Origin of the sequence: Nocardia cyriacigeorgica GUH-2 (genome assembly GCF_000284035.1) — a bacterium.
Classification (GTDB): Bacteria; Actinomycetota; Actinomycetes; order Mycobacteriales; family Mycobacteriaceae; genus Nocardia; species Nocardia cyriacigeorgica_B.
The window spans coordinates 4,967,125-4,990,902 of the sequence record NC_016887.1; the positions used below are offsets into that span (position 1 = coordinate 4,967,125).

General features: G+C 68.4%; 26 protein-coding genes. 13 read left to right on the forward strand and 13 right to left on the reverse strand.

The features are described 5' to 3' along the window. Positions 1 to 22 precede the first annotated feature (22 nt). A complete protein-coding gene (locus NOCYR_RS22500; RefSeq protein WP_081505485.1) occupies positions 23 to 322 on the forward strand; it encodes a 4a-hydroxytetrahydrobiopterin dehydratase in 300 nt (99 codons plus the stop codon). On the opposite strand, the gene NOCYR_RS22505 is transcribed toward NOCYR_RS22500, so the two are convergent. Then, the gene (locus NOCYR_RS22505) at positions 261 to 1,517 is read right to left on the reverse strand and encodes a mannosyltransferase (RefSeq protein ID WP_014352715.1); all 1,257 of its coding nucleotides are present in this window, start codon (positions 1,515 to 1,517) and stop codon (positions 261 to 263) included. The genes NOCYR_RS22500 and NOCYR_RS22505 overlap by 62 nt on opposite strands. A 374-nt stretch (positions 1,518 to 1,891) precedes the next feature. Here NOCYR_RS22505 and NOCYR_RS22510 point away from each other — a divergent pair, with 374 nt between their 5' ends. Together NOCYR_RS22510 and NOCYR_RS22515 are read left to right on the forward strand one after the other, a co-directional pair. Beyond that, the gene (locus tag NOCYR_RS22510) at positions 1,892 to 2,671 is read left to right on the forward strand and encodes a hypothetical protein (RefSeq protein ID WP_014352716.1); all 780 of its coding nucleotides are present in this window, start codon (positions 1,892 to 1,894) and stop codon (positions 2,669 to 2,671) included. A gap of 231 nt (positions 2,672 to 2,902) precedes the next feature. Next, entirely contained in the window at positions 2,903 to 3,262 is a 360-nt protein-coding gene (locus tag NOCYR_RS22515) for a hypothetical protein (RefSeq protein ID WP_014352717.1), read from the forward strand. A 3-nt stretch (positions 3,263 to 3,265) separates the two neighbouring features. Here the strand turns inward: NOCYR_RS22515 and NOCYR_RS22520 are convergent, their stop codons facing one another. From NOCYR_RS22520 to NOCYR_RS22535, 4 genes are all read right to left on the reverse strand, one after another. Then, positions 3,266 to 3,982, reverse strand: a complete 717-nt coding sequence (locus NOCYR_RS22520; protein WP_014352718.1) for a DUF1906 domain-containing protein — start codon at positions 3,980 to 3,982, stop codon at positions 3,266 to 3,268. 168 nt (positions 3,983 to 4,150) lie between these two features. After that, positions 4,151 to 5,293, reverse strand: coding sequence for a hypothetical protein (locus tag NOCYR_RS22525; protein ID WP_014352719.1), 1,143 nt, complete (start codon positions 5,291 to 5,293; stop codon positions 4,151 to 4,153). Positions 5,294 to 5,558: 265 nt separating this feature from the next. Then, a complete protein-coding gene (locus tag NOCYR_RS22530; RefSeq protein WP_048834391.1) occupies positions 5,559 to 6,164 on the reverse strand; it encodes a CHAP domain-containing protein in 606 nt (201 codons plus the stop codon). Positions 6,165 to 6,290: 126 nt separating this feature from the next. Further along, positions 6,291 to 7,733 carry an MFS transporter gene (locus NOCYR_RS22535; RefSeq protein WP_048833616.1) on the reverse strand — a complete coding sequence of 481 codons (1,443 nt, stop codon included), beginning with the start codon at positions 7,731 to 7,733 and terminating at the stop codon, positions 6,291 to 6,293. A 75-nt stretch (positions 7,734 to 7,808) separates the two neighbouring features. Here NOCYR_RS22535 and NOCYR_RS22540 point away from each other — a divergent pair, with 75 nt between their 5' ends. The 5 genes from NOCYR_RS22540 to NOCYR_RS22560 all read left to right on the forward strand — a co-directional run bounded on the left by NOCYR_RS22540 (position 7,809) and on the right by NOCYR_RS22560 (position 12,061). Then, positions 7,809 to 8,291, forward strand: a complete 483-nt coding sequence (locus tag NOCYR_RS22540) for a MarR family winged helix-turn-helix transcriptional regulator (RefSeq protein WP_148280724.1) — start codon at positions 7,809 to 7,811, stop codon at positions 8,289 to 8,291. 102 nt (positions 8,292 to 8,393) lie between these two features. Then, positions 8,394 to 9,044: an ABC transporter permease gene (locus NOCYR_RS22545; RefSeq protein ID WP_048833617.1), complete on the forward strand. Its 651-nt coding sequence runs from the start codon at positions 8,394 to 8,396 to the stop codon at positions 9,042 to 9,044. Beyond that, positions 9,037 to 10,209: an ABC transporter ATP-binding protein gene (locus tag NOCYR_RS22550; protein ID WP_048833618.1), complete on the forward strand. Its 1,173-nt coding sequence runs from the start codon at positions 9,037 to 9,039 to the stop codon at positions 10,207 to 10,209. Before NOCYR_RS22545 ends, NOCYR_RS22550 begins: the two co-directional genes overlap by 8 nt. Next, positions 10,206 to 10,997: an ABC transporter permease gene (locus tag NOCYR_RS22555; RefSeq protein ID WP_014352725.1), complete on the forward strand. Its 792-nt coding sequence runs from the start codon at positions 10,206 to 10,208 to the stop codon at positions 10,995 to 10,997. The genes NOCYR_RS22550 and NOCYR_RS22555 overlap by 4 nt, the downstream gene beginning before the upstream one ends. Positions 10,998 to 11,119: 122 nt before the next feature. Then, positions 11,120 to 12,061, forward strand: a complete 942-nt coding sequence (locus NOCYR_RS22560; RefSeq protein ID WP_014352726.1) for a glycine betaine ABC transporter substrate-binding protein — start codon at positions 11,120 to 11,122, stop codon at positions 12,059 to 12,061. 13 nt (positions 12,062 to 12,074) lie between these two features. Here NOCYR_RS22560 and NOCYR_RS22565 read toward each other — a convergent pair whose 3' ends face one another. After that, a complete protein-coding gene (locus NOCYR_RS22565) occupies positions 12,075 to 12,491 on the reverse strand; it encodes a MarR family winged helix-turn-helix transcriptional regulator (protein ID WP_014352727.1) in 417 nt (138 codons plus the stop codon). A gap of 372 nt (positions 12,492 to 12,863) precedes the next feature. On the opposite strand from NOCYR_RS22565, the gene NOCYR_RS22570 reads away from it, so the two are divergent. Both NOCYR_RS22570 and NOCYR_RS22575 read left to right on the forward strand, forming a co-directional pair. Further along, complete coding sequence (locus tag NOCYR_RS22570) at positions 12,864 to 13,265, forward strand: MarR family winged helix-turn-helix transcriptional regulator (protein WP_014352729.1); 402 nt, start codon at positions 12,864 to 12,866, stop codon at positions 13,263 to 13,265. A gap of 1,221 nt (positions 13,266 to 14,486) precedes the next feature. Next, the gene (locus NOCYR_RS22575) at positions 14,487 to 14,876 is read left to right on the forward strand and encodes a hypothetical protein (RefSeq protein ID WP_048833620.1); all 390 of its coding nucleotides are present in this window, start codon (positions 14,487 to 14,489) and stop codon (positions 14,874 to 14,876) included. A gap of 202 nt (positions 14,877 to 15,078) precedes the next feature. Here the strand turns inward: NOCYR_RS22575 and NOCYR_RS22580 are convergent, their stop codons facing one another. Continuing rightward, positions 15,079 to 15,567 carry an FBP domain-containing protein gene (locus NOCYR_RS22580; RefSeq protein ID WP_048833621.1) on the reverse strand — a complete coding sequence of 163 codons (489 nt, stop codon included), beginning with the start codon at positions 15,565 to 15,567 and terminating at the stop codon, positions 15,079 to 15,081. Between the two features lie 202 nt (positions 15,568 to 15,769). Between NOCYR_RS22580 and NOCYR_RS22585 the strand changes: the two genes are divergently transcribed. Together NOCYR_RS22585 and NOCYR_RS22590 are read left to right on the forward strand one after the other, a co-directional pair. Continuing rightward, positions 15,770 to 16,528 (forward strand): hypothetical protein, encoded by a 759-nt coding sequence (locus tag NOCYR_RS22585; protein ID WP_148280725.1) that lies wholly within the window; start codon positions 15,770 to 15,772, stop codon positions 16,526 to 16,528. Between the two features lie 126 nt (positions 16,529 to 16,654). Beyond that, positions 16,655 to 17,686, forward strand: a complete 1,032-nt coding sequence (locus tag NOCYR_RS22590; RefSeq protein WP_048834393.1) for an alpha/beta hydrolase — start codon at positions 16,655 to 16,657, stop codon at positions 17,684 to 17,686. Between the two features lie 11 nt (positions 17,687 to 17,697). Here the strand turns inward: NOCYR_RS22590 and NOCYR_RS30945 are convergent, their stop codons facing one another. The 5 genes from NOCYR_RS30945 to NOCYR_RS22615 form a co-directional block, all read right to left on the reverse strand. Next, positions 17,698 to 18,240, reverse strand: coding sequence for a helix-hairpin-helix domain-containing protein (locus tag NOCYR_RS30945; protein ID WP_014352733.1), 543 nt, complete (start codon positions 18,238 to 18,240; stop codon positions 17,698 to 17,700). Further along, positions 18,237 to 18,749: a GNAT family N-acetyltransferase gene (locus tag NOCYR_RS22600; protein WP_014352734.1), complete on the reverse strand. Its 513-nt coding sequence runs from the start codon at positions 18,747 to 18,749 to the stop codon at positions 18,237 to 18,239. The genes NOCYR_RS30945 and NOCYR_RS22600 overlap by 4 nt, the downstream gene beginning before the upstream one ends. 65 nt (positions 18,750 to 18,814) lie before the next feature. Then, positions 18,815 to 19,315: a carboxymuconolactone decarboxylase family protein gene (locus NOCYR_RS22605; RefSeq protein WP_148280726.1), complete on the reverse strand. Its 501-nt coding sequence runs from the start codon at positions 19,313 to 19,315 to the stop codon at positions 18,815 to 18,817. Between the two features lie 44 nt (positions 19,316 to 19,359). Beyond that, a complete protein-coding gene (locus NOCYR_RS22610) occupies positions 19,360 to 19,788 on the reverse strand; it encodes a DoxX family protein (RefSeq protein ID WP_014352736.1) in 429 nt (142 codons plus the stop codon). Positions 19,789 to 19,819: 31 nt separating this feature from the next. Then, positions 19,820 to 20,989: a serine hydrolase domain-containing protein gene (locus NOCYR_RS22615; protein ID WP_014352737.1), complete on the reverse strand. Its 1,170-nt coding sequence runs from the start codon at positions 20,987 to 20,989 to the stop codon at positions 19,820 to 19,822. A 245-nt stretch (positions 20,990 to 21,234) separates the two neighbouring features. On the opposite strand from NOCYR_RS22615, the gene NOCYR_RS22620 reads away from it, so the two are divergent. Beyond that, positions 21,235 to 22,107: a sigma-70 family RNA polymerase sigma factor gene (locus tag NOCYR_RS22620; RefSeq protein ID WP_014352738.1), complete on the forward strand. Its 873-nt coding sequence runs from the start codon at positions 21,235 to 21,237 to the stop codon at positions 22,105 to 22,107. A 32-nt stretch (positions 22,108 to 22,139) separates the two neighbouring features. Here NOCYR_RS22620 and NOCYR_RS22625 read toward each other — a convergent pair whose 3' ends face one another. Next, a complete protein-coding gene (locus NOCYR_RS22625) occupies positions 22,140 to 23,714 on the reverse strand; it encodes an alpha/beta hydrolase (RefSeq protein ID WP_014352739.1) in 1,575 nt (524 codons plus the stop codon). Between the last annotated feature and the right edge of the window lie 64 nt (positions 23,715 to 23,778).

Genomic DNA, 23,778 nt, shown 5'->3' on the forward strand with positions numbered 1-23,778 from the left:
GCAAGCGGGGTACAACGAGACAATGACCACTACCCCATTACTGTCCGACAGCGAAATATCGGCGGCCTTGACGTCATTGCCGGAGTGGAACCGCTCCGGGGATTCGATCAGCCGCACCATCAAGGCGGCCACTTTCCCCGCGGGAATCGAATTGGTGCGCCGGGTGGCCGTGGCCGCCGAAGCCGCCAACCATCACCCCGATATCGATATCCGCTGGCGCAATGTCACCTTCACCCTGTCCACGCACAGCGAGGGCGGACTCACCGCGTTGGATGTGGCGCTGGCGCACGAGATAGATCGGCTGGCGGCGCAGTCCGAGTGAGCAGCCGCGGCGCGCACACGATCCACACCAGCATCGCCAGCACTCCGATGACGTCGACCGTCCCCAGCCACGACAGCACCAGCGGCCGGGGGATGGTCCAGATCGAGTCCTGGAAGAACGACAGCACCCACGGCGCCCCGACCAGCGCGGTCACCAGCCAGTAGCCGGCGAAGATCCGCGCTCCGGGCACCTCGCGCAGCGGTCCGTACAGCAGCCACAGCACCGTCGGCAGCAGCCAGACCCAGTGGTGCGACCAGGAGATGGGCGAGATCAGCAGACCGAACAGCTGCACCATCAGCAGGGTGCCGAGTCGGTCGTCGGGCCCGAGCGCGCGCCAGGCCAGCACGGCCAGTACCGCGACGAGCACGACCGAGGCGATCCACCACGGCCCGGTCTCCACGTCGTAGCCGAGCAGGCGGCTCAGCGCGCCGCGCAGCGACTGGTTCCACACCGAACCGACCGGGCCGATCCGGTCGGCGTCACCGAGCAGGGTGCCGAAGTAGCGGCGGGTCTCCCCGGCGGAGATGAGGAAGCTGAGCCCGACCGTGGCGCCGAAGACCGCCGCCGACCACGCCACCGTGGCCCAGCGGCGGCGTGCGAGGAAATACAAGCCGCTGATCGCGGGCGTCAGCTTGATGCCGGCCACGATGCCGACCAGCGTGCCGGAGATCCACCAGCGCGAACTGCGTACCGCCAGCATCACCGCCAGCACCAGGAAGACGTTGACCTGCCCGTAGTCCATGGTGGTGCGCACCGGCTCGAGCCAGAGCCCGATCGCGGTCCAGGTGATCGCGGCCGTGCGCCAGCGAGGTTCCCGCGCGGTCTCGGCGCCGAGGATCAGCTCCAGCGCGATCCGCACGATCGCGTACAGCGCCGCGGCGATGGCCAGCAGCCAGGCGATCGCGACCACCGTGAAGGGCAGGTAGTGCAGCGGGAAGAACACCACCGCGGCGAACGGCGGATAGGTGAACGGCAGCGGGAAGTCCGGCGTCTTCTCCGCGTAGGTGAAGTCGTAGAGCTTGTCGGTGAGCAGAGCCGCCGAGCCGTCGACGTAGACGTGCAGGTCGACCAGGTTCATTCCGTTCGGCGCGAACAGCATCCACAGCAGGCGGGCGAGCACGGTGGCGGCCAGGGCGGCCACGGCCCAGCGGGTATGCGTGGCCCAGCGGTGCGGTGCGGCCGTTCGGGTGGGCACGACCGGCGGGCATGCGTCCGTCCGAGCGCTCTGCTGGTTCAAATGCGGGACTTTCGAGTCGGGCCGGGGCCGGGCGCATCGGGCCGTTCGGCGATTCGGCGGCCTGGAATGGGAGGCTTGCGACTACATTAACCGCAGTGCGGGCGGCCACCACGCTGCCCTGGCACACCGCCCCCTGGAACCACAAGTAACATTTGCATCAACTTTCACACCAGTAACACTGATCGGCGCTACCTTCTGATAACACGTTCGTCCGCGGCGCGCATTTCCGGCACCGCTGCTGTACAACATGCGGCGTTGTCCTTAGAGTGACCCCCGAAACGACGGCTTTTCAGCGTCGACCAGATGTACCCGAGGTAAGGACGGCAAGACCAGTGCTTCGCACCCGAGGATCGCGGATCGCCTTGTCCGCGCTCGCCATTGCGGCGAGCGCCATGCTCGCCGCGCCCGCGACAACCGTCGCGGCTCCGGCCCCGGCGCCTGCCGTGGCGCCGAACAGCGTCCCGATGGTTCCCGAGGGCGTTCCGGTGGACGCGCTCGCCGCCCTGACGCCGGCCATCGTCGGCCAGATCGCGGCCGCTGACACCGCGAGCCCACAGGCCGCCCTGCTGGACCAGGCCAAGGCCCTGTTGGCCACGCTGAATCTGCCGCCGCAGATCAAGTCGACGCTGGAACGCATCATCAAGTTCCTCGACGGCAGCGGCGGCGGTGGCCCCGACCTACCGGAGCAGGGCCCGGCCATCGCGCAGTTCCTGTACCCGACCATCGGTAAGGGCTGCATCTCCGACTCGGCCGACTCGGTCGGTACCGCGCTGGCGGTGCCCGGCCCGGCCCAGCTGCCCCCGCCCGGGCCGCAGGCCGGTCAGACCGGGTTCGTGTTCACCGCGCTCGGCACCAAGTCGCCGACCGACGTGCAGAACCCGCCGATGACGGTGCAGTGGCTCAACCTCGACACCCGTCAGTCGGGCGTCCAGGCGCTGACCACCGAGGCCAAGATCAACCCGGACGGCCCGGCCACCCTGTCGGCCATCGCGAACACCGGCTCCGGCCGCGTCGTCGCGGTGATCGGCGGTTCGCTGACTACCCAGGCCGCCGACGCCGCCCCGCGCACCTGCAACTTCCTGCCGACCCTGGGCTTCTTCACGGTCGCTTGATTCTCGGCTGATCCGCCTCTCCGCGTTTTTTGCCGGTAGTTAGGCGCGCGGCAAGTTACTCACCGGGCCGCCGGTCAGCGCATTATTGCGTTGTGGGCGTACCCGGTGAGTTACCCGCATCTTGCGAGATCAGTTGTTGCGTCAGCGCGACCGCTGGCGCGATCGAAATAAGACTCGCGAATCGCGCGACAACTCTCCCGCGGCGCCCGGCCGCTGTGGTAGACCGAACCCATGGCGACTGTCGAACGTGCGATGAAGTCCCGCGATTCGGTCCGCTCCCGGCGTTCGCGCCGGTCGATTCTGTCCATCCGGTCCGAGGGGTCGATCCTGTCCATCGGTTCGGCGTATTCGATCCTGTCCATCGGCAGCGTGGGGTCGATCCTGTCGATCGGTTCGGTGGGATCGTTCGCCTCGGTGATCTCCTCGGGGTCCTTCGCCAGCCTCGGTTCGGCGCTGTCGGGACTGTCGCGGTGGTCGCTGCTGTCCTGGATGGGCAACCACGAGGCGCCGGAGAGCAGGCCGATGCTGCGGGTGGTTCCCGACGACGAACCGGACCTGCGGGTCGACCCGGCCTGCCACTGCCAGACCTGAGCGCTACCAGGCCCCGAATTCGGCGGTGAGGGCGTTGTTGAGGTCGACGCCGATGCCGTCGATGGTGCGGTCGTCGATCTCGAACTGGTGCAGATGCGCCGCGGGGTTCACATAGCCTTCCGGCGTGCCCCAATCGTGCTGCCAGTACCAGGATCCCAGGCCCGCCGCGACGGCGAGGTCGATGGTGGGTGAGTTCGCGTAGACGCCGGTGTTCTCCCGGCCGAGCACGGCGTGCCAGCCGAGCAGATAGGGCGCGATCATGGTGGCGAAATCGGCCGGGGTGGGGTTGTCGTCGATCGAGGCGTAGATCGGCACGCCCTCGGGGCCGCCGGCCGCCAGATGCAGTTCCAGGCCGCGTTCGGCATGCCGTTTGCCGGCTTCCAGGCCGCCGCGCCAGTCGGCGGTGGGGCCTTTGCCGAACTGGTAGCAGGACACGATCTTCAGCCCGGCGGCGTTGAGATCTTCGACCTCGGCGGCGCGCAGCGGCTTGCCTTCCATCCATTCGGCGCCGGGGCGGCGGTCGGAGACATAGCGGATGACGCCGATGTGGCCGGCGTCGCGGATGGCGGCCGCGGACGGGACCCCGGCGGCGTAATCGACGAGCGTGCCGAGCGAATCGGCGCCCGCGCGTGGCAGTTTCACGGTGGCGCCGATCGAGCCGACCACGGCCGCGGCAGCCGCGTAGCCGAACAGATCACGCCGGGACACAGACGAACGCATCACTGGACTCCTTCGGCCCCCCTGGACCCACTGAGCAGCGGCCCGGCGCACCTTCCCCAAGTGTCACTCGTGCGCCGGGAGCCTCGAACGTGAACTCATTCCACCACATTCACATGCGAACCGCCAGACCCACTGGGCACTCTCATCACTCGTGCCACATCGGTGGGTTCAGACGGTCCCGTCGATGCGCGCGCCGACGTCGATGGTGCGCCCGGCCGGGTCGGCCAGTTCTTTCCGCACCACCTGCGCGACCTGCGCGATCACCTGTTTGCGGATACCGGCGAGCACACCGAGGGTGGCCGCCCGCATACCGACGGCGCTGAACTCGAGCCGGATGTCGTCGCGGTTCGGCGGCGGCACATCGATGACGATCAGCAGCGGATCGGCGGCCCGTGCGGTGAGTACCAGTGGGATGCGCACGTCGGCGCGGTAGCGGTTGGCCTTGAGGACGTCGACCGTGATGTCCAGCCAGACCGGCAGCAGCAGATCGAAGGTGACCTCGCCGTGGTCCGGATCGCGCCGCGGGCGTTCGGTGAGATCGGGCAGCCGGACCGCGCCGCGCACCGTCACCGTCGCCGAGGCGCGCGGCCCGGTCCGGAACGGTCCCACCTCGATCGGGCGGCCGGCGAGGCCCTTGACCACGTCGAAGACGCGCTCCCGGGTGACGATGAGCGGGAAGAACCGGTGGCCGAACTCGTCATAGCCGATCCAGTCGAACGCGCTGTCGTCGCGATGGCGCGACGGGGCGCCCGCGACCATCGCCTCCACATCGAAGATGCGCGAACGCCGCGCCTGCGGGTCGGCGAGCATGGTGTTGACCCGCTGGGCGACCTCACGTTGCACCACCCCGGCCACCGGGTCCAGCAGCCATTCTCCTGCGGTGTCCACGGCTTGGGCCCGCAACACGACGCTGACGTCGGCGGGTTTGATCGGCGGGATATCGATGACGATGAGCAGCGGCGCCGCGGTGCGCGCGTGCAGCGTCATATCGATGGCGACGACCGTCTCCAGCCGCAGTTTCTTCCCGCCGAGCAGCACTTTCACTGCCAGCGAGACCGGCACCCGCATCTCGAAGGTGACGTGCGGGCCGCTGCGCACCACCACGGGGCGGCCCACTTTGCCTTCGGCCACCAGTCCGGCCAACCCGGCCGGACCCACCGAGAAGGGACCGAATTTCATGCCCTTGCCCGCGATTCCGGCGACCGCCGCCTCGATCCGGTCGGTCGTCACCGCGTGGGTGACGAAACGTTCGCCGAATTCGGCGTAGTCGATCCAGTGCGGATCGTTGCGCGCTTGCTCTATCGGCTGCATCAGACGTTCCGAGACCCTCACCTCCAACGGACTGTTCGACACGGTACGCGATGCGGGTGTCCAGCAGACCGCATGCCGGTGACGGGCATGTCATGTCATGAGAAGAGTGATCCCTGTCCTGCCGATGAGGGGACAGCAGGACAGGGATCGGGTGGTGGCGCTGCCGGGCGCCTCCGAGGTACATGCTAGGCGCCGATACCCCGTCCGACGAGCCCTTCGTTCGCTCGGCGGAACATTCGCGGCCGTTCGCGGTGACGGATCCGATTCAGATCCGGCCGAAACCGACGATCCCCGGCACCTCGGCCAGGGTGAAGCGATGGATCCGCACGGTGTCGAATTCATTGCCGCCGATCGTGGTGACGGTGCCGTTCCCGGCGCTCAGCACGATATTGGTGTGCTGAGTGAACGGACTGGTGTCGCTGTAGAGCAGCACATCGCCGGTGCGCGGTTGATATCCGGCATCGATCGGCACGAACCGCCCGGTGGATTCGTAGTACTCCTGCAAGGTGTACACGCCCGGGATCCGCCATGATCCGGAGTTCGGATTCGACAGCGGCAGGCCGGCTTCGCGCATCACCCAGCTGACGAAGTCGGCGCACCACGGCTCGGTGACGCCCTCCGCGTACTTCGTTCCCTCCCCCGGATCGGCGAATTCGCGCTCCAGCACCGCCACGATCGCGGCCTGCTCGGAGCTGAGCGCGGCCGTGTCGATGTCCGGGAACTGCCGCAGCGATTCCCCCGCTACCGCCGGGTACGCGCCGCGCTCCTGCCACCAGCGCACCCCCAGCGCACCCGCGACGATCACCGCGATGATCAGTAGCCCCGCGATCAACCATCCACCCGGTCCGGCTCCGCGCCTGCCCGCCTGCATCGTTTCCGACGCGGTTCCCCGCTCCGCCATATCGGCTCCGTTCGTCCATGGGCACGCATCTGCCCTATTCATTGGACGTTCGGCACGGCCCGCCGGTTCCCGGGTTCCCCACCAACAGCCGCCGCATCACACGGGCGTCGAGACCGGCGCCTTCTTTCCCATCGGAATGAGCGCGGTGAGCACGATCGCCACCAGTGCCGCGGCCACCGAGATGAGGAACGCGGTGTGGAAGCCGTCGCGCGAGGGCAGGGTGTGCCCGGCCAGCGAGATGGTCATATGCGCGAGCACCACGCTCATCACCGCCGCCGAGGTGGAGGTGCCGATGGAACGCATCAGCGAGTTGAGGCCGTTGGCCGCCGCGGTCTCGCTGATCGGCACCGCGCCCATGATCAGCGCGGGCATGGCGGCGTAGGCCAGGCCGACACCACCGGCGACGATCACCCCGGCCAGCGCGATCTGCCAGACGCTGTTCATCAGCACCAGCGCGCACAGGTAGCCGATGGCGATCACGCCGGAGCCGACGGCGAGGGTGAATTTGGGCCCGCGGGCGGCCGACAGCCGCGCCGAGACCGGCGACAGCAGCATCATCACCAGCCCGCCCGGCGCCATCACCAGACCGGCCTGCACCATCGACAGCCCGAAGCCGTACCCCGTCGCCTCCGGCGCCATGAGCAGCTGCGGGAAGGTCAGCGACATGCCGTAGAGCGCGAATCCGACCGCCACCGAGGCGATATTGGTGAACAGCACCCGCGGCCGCGCCGAGACCCGCAGGTCCACCAGCGGCGAACGCTGCCGCAGTTCGAAATAGCCCCAGCCGAGGAACACCAGCACCGAGACGGCGAACAGGCTCAGGATCGAGGCGCTCCCCCAACCCCAGTCGGCACCCTTGCTGATCGCGATCAGCAGCGCCAGCAGTGCGATCGACAATCCCACAGCACCACCGAAGTCGAAGCGGCCCGGCGTGCGCACCGGCGATTCCGGGACGAACGCGATCACCGCGACCAGGCAGAGCAGGCCGAGACCCGCCGAGATCCAGAACAGCATGTGCCAGTCGGCATTCTGCGCGATGAAGGCCGAGAACGGCATGCCGATCGCACCGCCGACGCCGAGCGTCGCGCTGATGGTCGCCATCGCCGCGCCCACCCGCTCCGGCGGCACCTCATCGCGAATGATGCTGATGCCCAGCGGAATCGCACCGACCGCCATCCCTTGCAGCGACCGGCCGACGATCGCCGGAAGCAGCGCCGTGGACAGCGCGCAGATGATCGAGCCGGCGATCATCGCCCCGAGATTCACGAACAACACCCGGCGCTTGCCGAACATATCGCCGAGCCGGCCGCTGATCGGTGTGGACACGGCACCGGCGAGCAGCGTGGCGGTCACCACCCAGGCCGCATTGGACGCGGAGGTGTTCAGGTAGGTGGGCAGCGACGGAATGATCGGGATGACCAGCGTCTGCATCAGCGAGACGACGACACCCACCGTCGAGAGTGTCGCGATGAGGACAGCCGGCGCGGGAGTGCGCCGGTTGTCGGTCGTGTTCGACGACACGTCGGCTACAGCGGTCATGGATGTGTACGATACATATCGTGTGTATGGTGCACAATTTGGATATCGAGTGACCCGCGCGACATAGTGATGGCCATGTCCGATTCGGGTGATTTCGGTTCGGCGGCCGGGAAGCCGCTGTCGCGGCTGTCGTTCGAGCTGACCCTGTTGTCCCGGCACACCCCCGCGTCCAGCCGGCATCCCCGCTTCCAGCTGGACCGATCGGCCTATCTGATCCTCACCCGGCTCGATGTGGGTTCGCCGTTGAGCCTGCGTGAACTGGCCGAAGCGCTGCGGCTGGATATCTCCACGGTCAATCGTCAGGTCGGCGCCATGCTCGATCAGGGGCTGGTCGAGCGGGTGCCGGATCCGGACGGCGGCCTGGCTCGCAAGGTGCGTCCGAGCGACAAAGGGATGGAACTGCTCGCCGCCGACCGCGCCGTCGGGCGCGACGGGATCGGTCGCGTGGTCGCCGACTGGCCGGCCGAGGACGTCGACCTGCTGCACCGGCTGATCACCCGGTTCAATCAGTCGGTCGAACGCCTCGAAGGCAATCCCTGGCCCCGGCCGGGCGACTGACCCGCACGCGAATCTCCCACCGACGCCGCCGAATACCGCACGCCCCGCCGCCGGCTCGATACACTGAGCCGCGACGCCGAGGGAAGCGGGGAGGCGAAAACCCTGGACACGCTGTGGACTTTCGTGGTGAACCGGCGCGACCAACTGCTCACCGACTCCTATCTGCATGTGTCGGCCGTCGTGCAGTCGGTGGTGCTCGGCGCCGTGGTCGCGGTGGCCCTCGGGGTGCTGGTCTATCGCAGTCCGCTCGGGTCCTCGATCGCCACCGCCGCGGCCAGCACGATTCTCACGATTCCCTCGTTCGCCCTGCTGGGCTTGCTGATTCCGCTGCTGGGGCTCGGCGTCGCGCCCACCATCACCGCGATGGTGTTGTATGCGCTGCTGCCGATTCTGCGTAACACGATCGTCGGGCTCGCGGCGGTCGATCCGGCGATTACCGATGCGGCGCGCGGTGTGGGGATGGACCGGCTGCGGGTGCTGGCCCGCATCGAACTCCCGCTGGCCTGGCCCGCGATCCTGACCGGCATCCGGATCAGCACCCAGATGCTGATGGGCATTCTCGCCATCGCTGCCTATGCCAAGGGGCCCGGCCTCGGCAATCTGATCCTGACCGGCCTCACCCGGCTCGGCACCCCGAATGCCGTGCCGCAGGCCCTGACCGGCACCGTCCTCATCATCGTCCTCGCGCTGACGCTGGACGGTCTGCTGCTGCTCCTGGGCCGATTCACCACGTCGAAAGGGATCCGTGTCTGACTCCGAACCCGTGTCCGGCGTCGAGATCGTGCTCGACTCGGTCACCAAACGCTATGGCGACCAGCGGCAACCGGCGGTCGACAACGTCAGCCTGACCATCCCGGCCGGCGAAATCGTGGTGCTGGTCGGGCCGTCGGGCTGCGGTAAGACCACCACCATGCGGATGATCAACCGGTTGATCGAGCCGACCTCGGGCACCATCACCATCGGCGGCAAGGACGCGCTGTCGATCGATCCCGACCAGTTGCGCCGCGGCATCGGCTATTCCATCCAGCAGGCCGGGCTGTTCCCGCATATGACCGTCGCCAAGAACGTCGCGACGGTGCCGGGGCTGATCGGCTGGGATCGCAACCGGATCGCGGCTCGCACCGACGAGATGCTCGCGTTGGTGGGGCTCGATCCGGATATCTATCGGCACCGGTATCCGCGCCAGCTCTCCGGTGGTCAGCAGCAGCGGGTCGGGGTGGCGCGGGCGCTGGCGGCGGATCCGCCGGTGCTGTTGATGGACGAGCCGTTCGGCGCGGTCGACCCGATCACCCGCGGCCTGCTCCAGGACGAGCTGATGCGTTTGCAGGCCGAGCTGCGCAAGACCATCGTGTTCGTCACCCACGATTTCAACGAGGCGGTGAAGCTCGGCGACCGAATCGCGGTGCTGGGCAACCAGTCCCGCATCCTCCAATACGACACCCCTGCCGCGATTCTGGCCGATCCGGCCGATGAGACCGTTGCCGGGTTCGTCGGCGCCGATGCCTCGCTCAAACAGCTCACCTTGACGCGGGTGCGTGATGTGGAGTTGGGCAGCTGCCCGACCGCGACCGAGGACGAATCGGTCGGCCGGCTGCGGCAGGAGCTGGACGGCCGCGACTGGCCGTGGGCGCTGATCCTCGACTCCCAGCAACGCCCGGCGCGCTGGGTGTCGGCCGCGCAGCTCGCGCACGCCGATTCGCTCGACGGTGTGGGAAGCCCAGTGGGCGAGCTCGTGTCGCTGCAATCGACCTTGCAAGATGCACTCGAAGCCCTGCTCGCCGACAGCACCGCGACGGCGGTGGTCACCGGACGCCGTGGTGAGTACGCGGGGTTGATCACCATCGACACGCTGGTCGGGCACCTGGCGCAGCTGCGGGCCGAACATACCGACCTCGCTCACGGAGTTCAGCGGCCATGACCGCCTCAGTGAGCACATCCGCGACCGGAAAGCCCGCGACCACCCCGGCGACGCAGCGACGAGCGGAGCGGCTGCGGCTGCTGGTGCAGCCCGCACTGGTGGTGATCCTGGCGGCGGGCGTGCTGATCTGGGCGTTCAACCGGGATCTGACGGTCACCCAGCAGGCCAGTCTGAACGCGTCGAATATCGCGAAGGTGACCTGGCAGCATGTGCTGATCACGGTGACCGTGGTGCTCATCGTGGTGGCGTTGGCGGTGCCGCTCGGGACGTTGCTGTCGCGGCCGCGCTACCGCAAGCTCGCGCCGATTTTCGTCGGGATCGCCAATATCGGCGCCGCCGCGCCCGCCATCGGCCTGATCGTGCTGTTCTATCTGGTCACCAAGACCACCGGTTTCTGGATCGGAGTCGCGCCCATCGCCTTCTATTCACTGCTTCCGGTGTTGCGCAATACGATCCTCGGCTACCAGCAGGTGGATCGGACGTTGATCGACGCCGGACGCGGGCAGGGCATGTCGACGCGGACGGTCTTGCGGCGCATCGAGTTCCCGCTCGCGGTGCCCTACATCCTGGCGGGTCTGCGCACCTCGCTGGTGCTGGCGGTGGGAACGGCGACGTTGTCGTTCCTGGTCAGCGCGGGTGGGCTCGGCATTCTCATCGATACCGGATACAAGTTGCGCGACAACGTGACTCTCGTCGTCGGCGCCGTGCTCGCCGTCGCGCTGGCACTGCTGGTCGATTGGCTCGGGGCGCTGGCCGAAGAGTTCCTCGGACCTCGGGGGTTGTCATGAAGGCGGGGTACGCGGCTCCTGGGCGGTGTCCCCGGCCGGGCGTCGGGCGGCGAGATCGCCAGCGAGACAGCTCATCAGGTCGACTCCGGAAGCGCGGGCTTCGGGTCGGGCTCGGCCTGCTGGTGTTCGCTCTGCTGCTCACCGGCTGCGGATTGGAGGCAGGCAGTGCCGTCCCGCTGCGCGTCGGACCCGGCAGTATCCAGCCGGTTCCCGAACTGGCCGGTGTGTCGATCACGGTGGGCTCCAAGGATTTCACCGAGCAGAACATCCTCGGCTACATCATCGAATTCGCGATGGTCGCGGCCGGCGCCGAGGTGCGCGACCTGACCAATATCCAGGGCTCCAACAGTCTGCGCGACGCCCAGCTGCACGGCCAGATCGATATCGCCTACGACTACACCGGTACCGGCTGGATGAACTATCTCGGCAACGAGACCCCCATCCCGGACGAGATCGGTCAATTCGAGGCCGTCCGCGACGCCGACCTCGCCGCCCACGACATGGTCTGGGCCGCCATGGCACCGATGAACAACACCTACGCCCTGGTCACCAATGCCGCCACCGCCGCCGAAACCGGCGTGCGCACCCTGTCCGATTACGCCCGGCTGGTCGCCACCGACCCGGCGAAGGCCGCCACCTGCGTCGGTACCGAATTCAATGTCCGCCGCGACGGATTCCCCGGCATGGCCCGCAAATACGGCATCGACGAGGGCGCCGTGCAGAAGCGCCTGGTCCAGGATGCGCTGGTCTACACCTCCGTCGCCGACGGCCGGCAATGCCGCTTCGGCTCCGTCGCCGCCACCGACGGCCGCATCCCCTCCCTGGGTCTCCTTCTCCTCGAAGACGACCAGCGCTTCTTCCCGAAGTACAACGCCGCCCTCGTCATGCGGCGCGATTTCGCCGAAGCCCATCCCCGGGTCATCGACGTCATGGAACCCATCTCGGCGCTGCTGACCAACGAAACGATCACCGAACTCAACCGCCAGGTGGATGTGGACGGTCGCGAGCCGTCCGAGGTCGCACGCGACTGGCTGGTGGCCGAAGGGTTCGTCACCAAGGGGTGAGCACGCCCGTCGCTCAGTTCGGCATGCCGGCGACGAATCGGGTGAGTAGGTCGGCGAATTGGGTTCGCTCGCTGTCGGACCAGGTGTGCGTGGCATGGGCGAAGGCGTCGATGCGGCGCTGATGAGCGGACCGAAGTGCGGCCCGTCCCGCAGGGGTTACCACCAACAGTGATCGGCGGCCGTCGGATTGGTCGGCGATGCGTTCGATATACCCGGCATCGACGGCGGCGGCCACCAGCCTGCTGGCTCGAGGGCGGTCCACCGCGAGGACTTCGGCGACTGTGGAGACGGTGGGATCCGTCGCGGCCGCAACCACATCGAGCACATCGAAGGCCTGACCGGCGGGTTCACCCTCGGGCGCCAGGCTGCGCCGGGTCTGGCGACGGCGGATCTCCACCATGGCGCGTTCGATTCGCTCGACGTCGTTCACGGCAGAAATGGTAGCGCTGGACATCTATTTGTATTATGACAACTATATTGTGCAGCTCCTCTGGAAGGCCGCTCCATGCGCCACTTACTCTGTGTCCTCGCGGTACTCACTGTCACGGCCTGCTCCTCACCGGCCCCGGAATCGGGGCCGAGCACCAGCCCGCCGGTGTCCTCGGGCTCGGATTCGGAGCCCGGCTCCCGCGCCGGTTCCGGGGCCGACTCCGACGGCGGCTCCAGCTGCGGCGCGGACTCGGGCCGCGACTCCGGCTCGGGTTCGAGTTCGGATGCCAGCGCGGGCCCCAGTCCCGGGTCCAGCGCGGACCCCGGCCCTGGCTCGGACTCCGGCCCCTCATCCGGCTCCCAGCAGGACCGCATGATCGGCTTCCGGCTCAAGCGGCTCGATCAACTCATCGAGACCACCTTCGACCAGCTGCTCGGCAAGGCCGGGCTGGATCGTCGCGAATGGCAGACCCTCAACACGATCAGTCGCGGCCCGGCCGACGAAGCGCAGCTCACCGATGCCCTGCGCCCATTTTGGGAAGCCAACGGCGAGAAGATCTCCGACGTGCTCGGCACCCTGATGACCCGCGGCTGGCTGCACCGCGACGCCGACGGCCGCTACACCCTGACTCCCGCAGGCCAGTCGGCTCATCAGACCGCCATAACCGAGGTCGGCAGCCTGCGCGAGCGGATGACCGAGGGAGTCAGCGCCCAGGAGTTCACCCAGATGATGGACGTCCTGCACCGCATGATCGTCAACCTGGAAACGCCCTGACTCCGCGCACCAGTGTCCCGCCTGCCCATCGAGTACGACGTTCCTGGACCGCAGGCTCGTGCCGGGCCGATGGATTCGCGCACCTGGCTCGGAACGTCCACCCGACCGCACGCAGCCGTGTCCCGCAGCCGCAGCGATACGCTCGCCGGGAATGATCACCGCAGGCCACCCACCTGCCCGACCCGGCAAGGAGCACTCACATGCCCGACCCGGACGGTTCGAATCGCTCGCCCTCCGGCCCGCACGACCCCGGCCGACCGGCCCCGGAACCGAACAGCCCCAACCGCCGGGACCACGATGCGGCGGCGTCGACAAGCTACGGCCACGCGCCCGCCCCGGACGCCGCGAATCTGCCCTCCCCCGCCCCGGCGCGCGCCGTCCTCTTCGGCGTCCCACCGGCGGGCCGACGGCTGCCAGGCGCGGCCCGCACGGCCCTGGCCTTCGGGGCGCCCGCGCTGGTTGCCGCGCTGCTGGGGCATGAGCAGCAGGGGCTGATCGCGGCGCTGGGTTCGTTCGCGGTGATTTTCGGGGAGGGGCGGGTGTATCGGCAGCGGTGGCGGGCGATCGGGTGGGCGGCGGTGGGGTTGATCGCGGCGGCGTGTGCCGGGGCGTTCGCGGGGGCGGCGATTCATCGGCATACGGCGGCGGGTGGGGCGCATGCGTGGCTGCTGGTGCTTGTCGTGTTGATGGCCGGGGTGGCGGTGATCAGCACGTTTGTGAATTCCGCGCTGCGGTTGGGGCCGCCGGGTGGGTTCTTCTTCGTGCTCGCGGTCGGGATCGGCGCGACGGTGACCGGTGCCGGGGTGTCGCCGGGCGCGGTGGCGCTGTGGGCTTCGGCGGGGGCGGTGAGCGCGATGGTCGTGGGTATGTCGGGGGCGTTGCGGTATCCGCACGCCCCGGAGGAGAACGCCGTCGCGGCCGCGGTGGACGCGGTGAACGCCTACGACGGACTCGAGCGCGGCTCGGATGATCTCGTGCCCGCCCGCTACACCGCGGGCATGAAGATCCAGACCGCCTGGACATTGCTCGACGACGCCTGCCGCACCGACCCCGGTCAGGAACCGGCGCGCACCCTGACCGAAGCCCAGTCACGTTTCGCCGCCGCGCTGCACCGCAACGGCGTCGACGACGCCGACGCCCTGTTCGACACCGGCCGTCCGGCCCCGACTCCACGCCCGTCGTTGCGGTTCCGCCTGGCCCGCTCGCTGTCACCGGACAGTCATGCCGCCGTGGCGGCATGTGCTCGGTGTGGTGATCGGGTTGGGCGTGTTGTGGCTGGTCGATCGCCACGCGCACCGCCGCGTCCTGCTGCGCAACGACCGCCGCGTCATCGAATCGCTGGACCGGCTGTTGAGCGCGTTGCGCAAGGACCCCGGTCGGGTACCGGAAGTCCGCAAGGAACTGGAGTTCGAGTTGATGGGCTCGACCCTCGCCGAAATCGACGCCGCCCACAACGAACCCGCATGGGCCCCGACCCAGTGGGCGCACCACGAGCGGGTCCATCGCCTCGGCCACCGCGTGCTCGCGGCCACCTGGAATCTGGGACCGGACCGGCCGGCCGATTCCGATCAGCTCGCACGATGGTCCGAGAGCGTCGACGCGGTGCGCTAGGTGAAAGCTCTGATCGGCCCGCCACCTCCACGCATTTCTCCACCAACGACAAGGTCCGCGCACGGCCCCTCTCGATCGAGGAGAAAACCTGTGCATCCCGAGTCCCGTTGTGCACTAACAGGACTCGGGATGCGGCGGGCGGGTTCTCTGGTGTCGGCCCATGGCATCTACCTCCTTCACTGTCGTCATGGTCATTGCCGGATCAGCTGTAGAGCCGGGAGATGAACGCGTTCAGGTTCTCGCGGACGCGTTCGATCTTTTCCTCGGTGGTGAGATCCTCGCGGTAGCGGCTGCCCAGGGCGGGCCGCTTCTTGCCGCGCGCGTACAGCGAGCAGGCCAGATCGGTGCACATATAGGTGCCGACCGAGTTACCGCGACGCCCGGATTCGCCCGCCTTGTGCGCGGTCAGCAGCGACACGCCACCACCGGTATGCGTGGTGAGGCAGATCGTGCACATCTGCGCGCGCCCCGATCCACCGGTTTCGTAGCGAAACGCCACGCCGACGAGGCGATCGTCACCCGGCGCGACGAAATAGCACCGTCCGGGAAACGACGGATCGCTCCAGCCGAGGAAATCGAGGTCCTCCCACGGGCGCTGGTCCAGGTCGCGCGGCACCGGTAATCGCTTGGCCTCTCCTTTGGAGCAGTTGATGAACGACGACCGGATGTCGCGTTCGGTGACGGGTTGCATGGTGATGCTCCCTTCGGGTCGTTGATGGACAAACCGGGGTGACGTTAGGGGCTCGCACCGCGATGGACAACCGGTTTTCCACCGGGCGGCGCGGCAAGCGGCTCGAATCCCGGTGCGGGCAGACCATGCGAAATCGCCGGACCCGGGCACCCGCCTGTCTACACTCGACCGGCACGGATACGCACTGACGAGGCGGTGGCTCATGGCGTTCGCGAGGTCGATATCGGTGTTCGGTGCGGCACTCGCGCTGACGCTGGCGGGCTGCGGTTCCGCCGACGACCCCACCGGTCCCGCCACCCAGTTGGCCACCACCACCCAGGCGGGCCCGGCGGCCGAGGACCCCTCCGCGAGCCCGAGCCCGTCGCCGACGACCACGACCACCGAGGCAGCCCAGCCCACCGAGGTCATCTCCCTCACCGCCGTCGACGCCGAGGGACGGCCCACCGACGGCTTCACCGTCATCAGTCCCGACCCCTACGGCACCCTCAACTGCCGCAACGCCGCGCCGAGCCACTCCGCGTCCACCGCGGGCATCTATCACTGCGGCGCCTCCGCCGATGCCGCCGACGTCTGCTGGCCGACGCCCGCGCGCGACGAACTGCTCTGCGCCAACGACCCGTGGAAGCGCGAACTGCGCCGCTACACCGTCGACCCACCGCTGCAACCCATCGGCGCCACCGAATCCCCCGAACCCTGGGCGCTCGAACTCGCCGACGGCCGTCAGTGCCGCATTCGCGTGGGCGGCGCGTGGGGCGGGCGGTCCGACGGCATGGTCGGCGCGTACTCGTGCACCGGCGGTTCCGAGGTGGTGCTGCAGGCCGCCGACGCCCGCACCGCGATCGACAAGTCATCGGATACCTGGCGGGTCGCGATGGGTGAGCTCGGCGCGGGCGAACCCGATTTCCCGCCGCCCACCATGGTGGATGTGCGCACCGCCTATTTCGCCGCTGCCGCGAACTGAGCCGATCTCGCTGCGTCGCGGCGCACGGTTTGGGTAACGTCGCCAGTCAGCAACGATTGAGCACCACGGATGCACCGACCACGAACAGGCGGGATATCAGTGAAGCTACGAATCCGCACCATCGCCATGACCGGTTGTCTGGCCGTCATGGCGGCGATCGCCCCGGTCAGCGCGCAGGCCGCACCGTCCAATGATCCGATCATCGCCTCGGGCGCGTTGCTCGCCAGCCCCGTCGCCCCGAACGGGTCGCGGATCACCGACGTCCGGATCGCCGACGACCGCAATGTGAAGTTGCAGGTGTTCTCTACCGCGATGGGCCGCGATATCTCGGTCACCGTGCAGCGCCCGCGCGATGCGTCCCAGCCGCGCCCGGTGCTCTATCTGCTCAACGGCGCCGACGGCGGCGAAGGCACCGCCAACTGGGTGAGTCGCGCCCCGGACGCACTGGCGTTTCTCGGCGAGAAGGACGTCAACGTCGTGCAGCCGATCGGCGGCGCCTGGAGCTACTACACCGATTGGCGTGCGCCCGACCCGGTGCTCGGGGTCAACAAGTGGAAGACCTTCCTCACCCAGGAACTACCGCCGCTGATCGACGCGGCCTTCGGCACCAACGGCCTCAATGCCATCGCCGGACTGTCCACCTCGGGCACTTCGGTGCTGAACCTGCCCATCGCCGCGCCCGGACTCTTCCAAGCGGCCGCCGCCTACAGTGGTTGCGCCCAGACCAGCGATCCCTTCGGCCGGGAGGCGGTGCGGCTGAGCGTCGAGGTGTGGGGCGGCGGCGACGTGGAGAACATGTACGGCCCGCCCGACGACCCGCTGTGGGTGCAGAACGATCCGTACGTCAATGCCGAGGGCCTGCGCGGCCTGGAACTGTTCATCTCCTCCGGCAGCGGCCTGCCCGGCCCGTACGACACCCTCAACGGCCCCTACGCCCTCCCCGGCGCCTACGGCCTGGCCAATCAGGTGGTGATCGGCGGCGTCATCGAAGCCGCCACCAACTACTGCTCACACAACCTCGCCGCGCGACTCGACGAGTTGAACATCCCCGCAACCGTGGACTTCCCGCCTGTCGGCACGCATTCGTGGGGGTACTGGCGTGATGCGCTGATCCATTCGTGGCCGGTGATCGCGCGTGGGCTCGAATTGCCTGCGTGAGGGTGGGGTCTTCACTCCCCCGCGAATGACAGCCCGCGCTCCTCGAGCGCTTCAGCGAGAACCCGTGCAGCCTTCGGTCCAAAACCGTGCAGGGCCAGCAGTTCCGCGCGAGTGCGCGTGCTGAGTGCGTCCAGGGTGGTGATGCCCGCACCGTGCAGAGCGCGGGTGGCCGGCTTGCCAATCGAGGCAGGCAGATCACCGGATTCGCCGGGGGCCGCGTTGTCGACGGCGGCAAGGGAGGCCGCGAGGCGTTTCGGAGCGCGAGCGAACCAGGCGCGCCGGACCAGGTAGTTCGAGGTCTGGCCGTTGATGTCGGCCAGGGCGATCCGCAAGCCGATGCGCTTGCCTGCCCGTTCGATCACCGCGCCGCTCGGGTGATCGGCGAGGATGCCGTCGATCTCGTCGTCGGCCAGCTGCACCTGGAGCTCGTCATCCTTGCTGATCGAGGCGAAACTCTTTCCCCGGACTCGATACGCGACCGCCCCGAAGTGCGTGCCCTCCTCCACTTCCGGCAAGGCGAGCGCGGCTTTGCGCACCTGCGCGCGAGTCGTCATCGCTGCTCCCTGGGAACGATCGGTAGCTCGAGCTCGATTTCGTCGCGGATCGGAATGCCGTCCTGGCCGAATTCGGGGATCTGTGGTTTGGTCCGCCGCGAGGCCGTGACGGCGTCGGTGTGCAGGGCGGTCAGATGGAAACCCGCGCGCTGATAGAACCGCAACGCCCGGGTGTTGTCGTTGGTGGTCGATACCCGGACCCGCCGGACGTCGGCGGTGCGCACCTCATCGACCAGGGCCCTGATCAGCGCCGCACCCACCCCACCGGACACGAACGCGTTGATCGTGACGATATCGGCCACCCCGCCGGCGACCCGGTATATGAGCATCCCGACCACCTCCCCGTCCCGCTCGGCGAGCAGCCCGGGCAATGCACCGGCGTCGACCAGCCCGCCCAACGACAGCGAAACCACCCGGGTATCACCCCATTCGCGCCGCAGCAGTGTCGCCACGACGTCACGATCGGCCGGCGCGATCTTGCGCAGCGATATCCGATCCGGGACGGTCACCGCGCCAGACTACCGCCGCGGCCGCGGCCACAGGGGGACCTGCGGCCGCGGCTTCGAACGAGGTGTCAGTCCTGCACGGGTGTCCACTGTTCGGCCGGCGGACGCCCGGGCAGCGGCTTGCCGATGACGGCCAGCGCGACGAAGAAGTTCACTTGTCCGATGGCCATCGCGAGGGTGGCCAGGGCTTTCTCGTCGTAGTGCTCGGCCGCGCCGGCATACAGCTCATCCGTCACCCGTTCACCGGCTGCCGAGGGCTGGGCGACGGCTTCGGCGAGGGCCAGGGCCGCCCGCTCGGCTTCGGTGAAATACGGGGCGTCCTGCCAGGTGGCGACGGCGGCGATCCGTTCCTCGGATTCCCCCGCGGCGCGCAGATTGCCGGTGTGCAGCACGACCAGGTAGGTGCTGCCGACGATCTGCCCGATCCGGAGCTGGACCAGGCCGATCGTGGTCCTGGGCACGGTCCCGTTTCCGGTGGCTTTGAACAGTGCCGCACCGACGTCGGCGAGTTCGGGGACCAGCTGCTGCGGATTGCGCAACCGGGAGCCGGTGCGTTCCTGAATGACCATCGAGTTCTCCTGCATGATCGTTGTTTCCTTTCTCAGTGGGTTGATCAGACGTACTGGGGACGACGTCCGAGGGCGCCGAGCTTGGTCAGCGGGGAGGCGTCGGCCTGCGGGAGCCAGGCGCGTGCTGCCAGCGTGCAGGCGGCGAACGCGGCGGGCATGGCCCATTTGCCGGGTCCGTCACCGACTGCGAGGTGCGAGGCGGCGGCTCCGCCGTAGACGAAGACCAGGCCCGCGTAGGCCCACTCCTTCGTGCGCGGATGGCCCGGGGTGAGGATCGCGGCGAGCGCGGCGGCCTTGGCGGTGCCGAGCACCGTCGCGAAGTACATGGGGTAGCCGAGGTGGTCGAATGCTTCGCGGACATAGGAGATCCGGGCGAGATCCCAGTACGCGCCGACAGCCGTTTCGGCCAGGACGGCGGTCACGGGAATCCAGCGGGCGAGCTTCAGGGCGCGGGTCATCGAGGTGCGATTCATGTCTTTCACTCCTGGTGGTAGTTAGGGCGGGTCACGCGGCGTGCGCGTAGCCGGAGGCGGTGGCGGCGCGATGGATGGCCGCGGCCAGTCGGGCGTTCTCGGGGGCATTGAAGGCGAAAGCGGCGCGGCGCCGGGTGTATCCGTAGGTGAGGCCGATATGCGGGTCGGCGAATCCGTCCGACCCCGCCGACCCGGCGTGCCCGAAGGCGTGCACACCCAGGAACGGGTGCATCAGCCCCTTGGCTTCGAAACCCAGCGTGTACGGCGCTTGCCCGCGTACGAGATCGGCACCACTGGAATGGATTTCGGAGATCGTCTCGATGGTGTCCAGGGTGAGCAACGGTGGCCTGCCGTCAACGCCGCAGATCGCCGCCGCGTACATCCGGGCCAGCCCACGAGCACTGCCGACGCCGCCCGCCGAAGCCTGTCCGAGCCGCCGCAGCTGCGGGTCGTTGGGCAGCGCCATCACATCGGCCGCGGTGAACCCGCGCGCATTCAGGTTGTAGGAAATGCCGGCCAGGCCGTGCGGGTTGGGAGAATTCGCCGCGAAGGCCGCTTCCATCTCCGGCGTCGCCTGCCAGGGGAGAATGGGCAGGTAGCGGTGGTCCAAGTCTTCGGGCAGGCCCAGATACACATCCAGCCCATACGGGGCACGGATCCGCTGTTCGAACAGTTGCTGCACGGTGCTTCCGGTGATCGCGCGCACCACTTCGCCCAGGATCGCGTACATCACGAATCCGCCGTAGCCGTGCGCGGTACGCGGCGCGAAGTAGGGGCGCTGCCCGATCAGCCGTTCCGCGATGACGCGTTCGTCGGCGAGTTCGGCGACGGTGAAACCGCCTGCCACGCCGATGATTCCGGCGCGGTGGGTCAGCACATCGCGCACGGTGATGTGCTCTTTTCCGGCGGTGGCGAATCGCGGCCAGTAGTGCGCGACCGTCTGATCGACGTCGAGGACACCGTCCTGGATGAGCATCGCGATCACCAGACCAGCCGCACCCTTGCTCGACGAATGCAAGCCGGTCAGCGTGGTATCGGTGACCTCGGCGCCGGCCCACAGATCGACCACCGGACGCCCACGCAGGTAGGCGGCCAACTGTGCTCCGGACTGCCCGTTCTCCTCCGCGACGACGGCGGCGAACTCCTCCCGTACCTGCTCGAACCCTTCGGCGACAGTGCCGTGGACCTCTGTCGTGCTCATAGTGTTTCCCTTCGCTCGCGCCGGACTCGAGGGCCCGGCAGCCGCTGCTGATCGGCTTCTGATGCACTGACGTACGGCGCTCGGAAAACGTGACCGCAAGATGTGAAAAGCCAGGTAGGAGCCCATTTCCAGGTCTCGGCCTGCCGAACACCGAGCCGCACCGCCATCCGCCCCGAAATGGGAACGGTCACCTTTGCCGCCGCCGGTTCGTCATCGGTATGAAGGGACGTGAACGAGGAGGACCCGTGGACGAAGAGCAATTCCTGGCCGACCGGTTCGAGGAGCACCGCATGCATCTGCGCTCGGTGGCCTACCGGATGCTCGGCTCGGTCAGCGATGCCGACGACGCGGTGCAGGAGGCCTGGCTACGTCTGGCCCGCACCGACACCAGCGACGTCGGCAACCTCGGCGGTTGGCTGACCACCGTCGTCGGACGGGTCTGCCTCGATATGCTGCGCTCGCGCAAGGTCCGGCAGGAAGAGCCGCTGGAGAATCTGCCCGATCCGGTGATCACGGCGCCCTCCGGGCAGGGCCCGGAACACGAAGCGCTGCTTGCTGATTCAGTGGGGCTGGCGTTGCTCGTCGTGCTGGAATCGCTGAGCCCCGCCGAACGCCTGGCCTTCGTGCTGCACGATATGTTCGCCGTGCCGTACGAGCAGATCGCTCCGATCGTCGATCGCACGCCGCAGACCGCCAAGAAGCTCGCCAGTCAGGCCCGTCGCCGGATCCAGGGCGAAGCTCCCGTACCCGATGCCGATCTACCCCGTCAGCGCCGCGTGGTCGACGCCTTCCTCGCCGCTGCGCGTGACGGCGAGTTCGACGAGTTGGTACGCATCCTCGATCCCGACGTGGTGCTGCGCGCCGACGCCGGCGACCTGCGCGTGCTCCGCGGCCGCACCCTCGTCGGCGCACAGGCCGAGACGTTCCACCGCATGGCCACCCTGTGCGTCACCCACCCCGCCGTCATCAACGGCGGCGCCGGACTGGTCAACACGATGGACGGCGAGCCCTTCTCGATCATGAGCTTCACCGTCGTCGGCGACCGCATCACCGCGATCGACATCCTGTCCGACCGGGAGCGGCTGGGGGCCTTGGATTTGAGTGCTGTGCTGGGATGAGTTCGCGGTGGGTGGCACCGCGGACCTCAGGCTCAGTCGAACGGGGACTTATCGATCGAGCACCCGGTGTTCTTCGGCGGCAGCTGACCGGTGAACAGGTAGTCGCGCTTGACCCGTTCGGCGCAGCTGCTCGGCACATACATGCTGCTGTGCCCCGCGCCTTCGATGACGACCACTTGCGCGTCGGCGAGTTGGGCGGCGCCGGCGAACGCACCGGCCAACGGTGTCGCGGGGTCGAACCTGGTGTTGAGCACCAGGATCGGTGCGGCGGTGCGGCGGTTCCACGGGCCGGTGTACCGGTCGGCGTCATGGCCTTGCCAGAACGCGCAGCCGACGCTGCTGTATGCGGCGATCCGGCCGAAGTAGGGAACGCGCTGGTCTTCGGCGATCGCCGCGCGACTGTAGGCGGCCGGGTCGGTCGGGACGGTGCTGTCGCTGCATTGGATCGCGTGGAACGCCTCGGTCCGGTTGCCTGCGTACGAGGTGTCGCGGGCGACGGGCAGCAATCCCGGGACGGTGGTGCCGGCGTCGAACAGCCGCTGCAACAGCACGGCCAGGTCCGGGTAGTTCGACGATTGCGACAGGCTCGCCGCGGCGCCGATCACCGAGGCGTAGGTCCACGCCTGACCGTCGAGCCGGATCGGCGCCAGCCGAGCACGTTCGGCCAGCGCGATCCATTTCAGCTTCGGATCGCCCGCCGAGAACGCGCACCGGGGCCCGGCTTCGGCACATTGCCGCAGAAACGCGTCGAAGGTCGCCGCGATCCCTGGTGCCACATTCTGCCGGGCGTCCAGCGGCACCGAAGTCCCTTGTCCACCATGCCCGTTGACGTTCCCCTCGAAGTCCATCGACCCGTCGAACGCCATCGCCCGCACCCGGCTGGGGAACATATTCGCGTAGATCGCGCCGACCTGCGTGCCGTAGGAGATGCCGTGGTAGGTGAGCTTGTCGTCGCCGACCGCGCGGCGCAACAGCTCGAGGTCGCGGGCGGTGTTCGCGGTGGAGGCGTGATCCAGGATCGGGCCGGCCTGCTGCTTACACCGATCCGCAAATTCCTTGGACCAGGCGAAGTACGCGGCCTCGTCACCAGGGGCCGTCGGCAGTTCGGGCATGGACCCGAGGAACGTCAGCTGCTCGGCCTCGTTCGCGAAGCAGTTCACCGGCGCACTCTGCCCGACTCCGCGCGGATCCCACGACACCAGGTCGAACCGCGCCCGCAGCTCCTCCGAGAACAGCCACGGCCATCGTCCCCGTTCGCGCAGTCGCTCCACCCCGGACGGGCCGGGCCCGCCGAAGTTCACGAACAGCGTCCCGATCCGCCGGCCGGGATCCGATGCGGGCAGCTTGACCACCGCCAGGTCGATCTGTGCACCGTGCGGCTCGCGGTAATTCAACGGCACCTGCGCAGAAGAACATTCGAATCCGTCCGCGCAATCGGTCCAGTGCAGTGCGGGTGTTTCCGCCGCTTCCGCCAGCCGGTCGATATAGGGGTCGGCCCGGCTCTCCGCCGACGCCACCGGCGACCCGAGCGCGGCGACCCCGGCCACCAGCGCACACACCGCACCCCGGACCCAGCGAGAACGCGTGGTTCCCAACCGCAGAACCAACGACAAGTCCTCCCGTGCACAGATCACCGAACACAGGTGATCCTGTCACAGCGGGGCGGTGCCG

Excerpts from the sequence above, each read along its gene's own strand:
- NOCYR_RS22500 (WP_081505485.1), top strand. The coding sequence starts at position 23 with ATGACCACTACCCCATTACTGTCCGACAGCGAAATATCGGCGGCCTTG.
- NOCYR_RS22515 (WP_014352717.1), top strand. The coding sequence starts at position 2,903 with ATGGCGACTGTCGAACGTGCGATGAAGTCCCGCGATTCGGTCCGCTCC.
- NOCYR_RS22520 (WP_014352718.1), bottom strand. The coding sequence starts at position 3,982 with ATGCGTTCGTCTGTGTCCCGGCGTGATCTGTTCGGCTACGCGGCTGCC.
- NOCYR_RS22525 (WP_014352719.1), bottom strand. The coding sequence starts at position 5,293 with ATGCAGCCGATAGAGCAAGCGCGCAACGATCCGCACTGGATCGACTAC.
- NOCYR_RS22530 (WP_048834391.1), bottom strand. The coding sequence starts at position 6,164 with ATGCAGGCGGGCAGGCGCGGAGCCGGACCGGGTGGATGGTTGATCGCG.
- NOCYR_RS22535 (WP_048833616.1), bottom strand. The coding sequence starts at position 7,733 with ATGACCGCTGTAGCCGACGTGTCGTCGAACACGACCGACAACCGGCGC.
- NOCYR_RS22540 (WP_148280724.1), top strand. The coding sequence starts at position 7,809 with ATGTCCGATTCGGGTGATTTCGGTTCGGCGGCCGGGAAGCCGCTGTCG.
- NOCYR_RS22555 (WP_014352725.1), top strand. The coding sequence starts at position 10,206 with ATGACCGCCTCAGTGAGCACATCCGCGACCGGAAAGCCCGCGACCACC.
- NOCYR_RS22570 (WP_014352729.1), top strand. The coding sequence starts at position 12,864 with ATGATCGGCTTCCGGCTCAAGCGGCTCGATCAACTCATCGAGACCACC.
- NOCYR_RS22575 (WP_048833620.1), top strand. The coding sequence starts at position 14,487 with ATGCCGCCGTGGCGGCATGTGCTCGGTGTGGTGATCGGGTTGGGCGTG.
- NOCYR_RS22580 (WP_048833621.1), bottom strand. The coding sequence starts at position 15,567 with ATGCAACCCGTCACCGAACGCGACATCCGGTCGTCGTTCATCAACTGC.
- NOCYR_RS22585 (WP_148280725.1), top strand. The coding sequence starts at position 15,770 with ATGGCGTTCGCGAGGTCGATATCGGTGTTCGGTGCGGCACTCGCGCTG.
- NOCYR_RS22590 (WP_048834393.1), top strand. The coding sequence starts at position 16,655 with ATGACCGGTTGTCTGGCCGTCATGGCGGCGATCGCCCCGGTCAGCGCG.
- NOCYR_RS30945 (WP_014352733.1), bottom strand. The coding sequence starts at position 18,240 with ATGACGACTCGCGCGCAGGTGCGCAAAGCCGCGCTCGCCTTGCCGGAA.
- NOCYR_RS22605 (WP_148280726.1), bottom strand. The coding sequence starts at position 19,315 with ATGGTCATTCAGGAACGCACCGGCTCCCGGTTGCGCAATCCGCAGCAG.
- NOCYR_RS22610 (WP_014352736.1), bottom strand. The coding sequence starts at position 19,788 with ATGAATCGCACCTCGATGACCCGCGCCCTGAAGCTCGCCCGCTGGATT.
- NOCYR_RS22615 (WP_014352737.1), bottom strand. The coding sequence starts at position 20,989 with ATGAGCACGACAGAGGTCCACGGCACTGTCGCCGAAGGGTTCGAGCAG.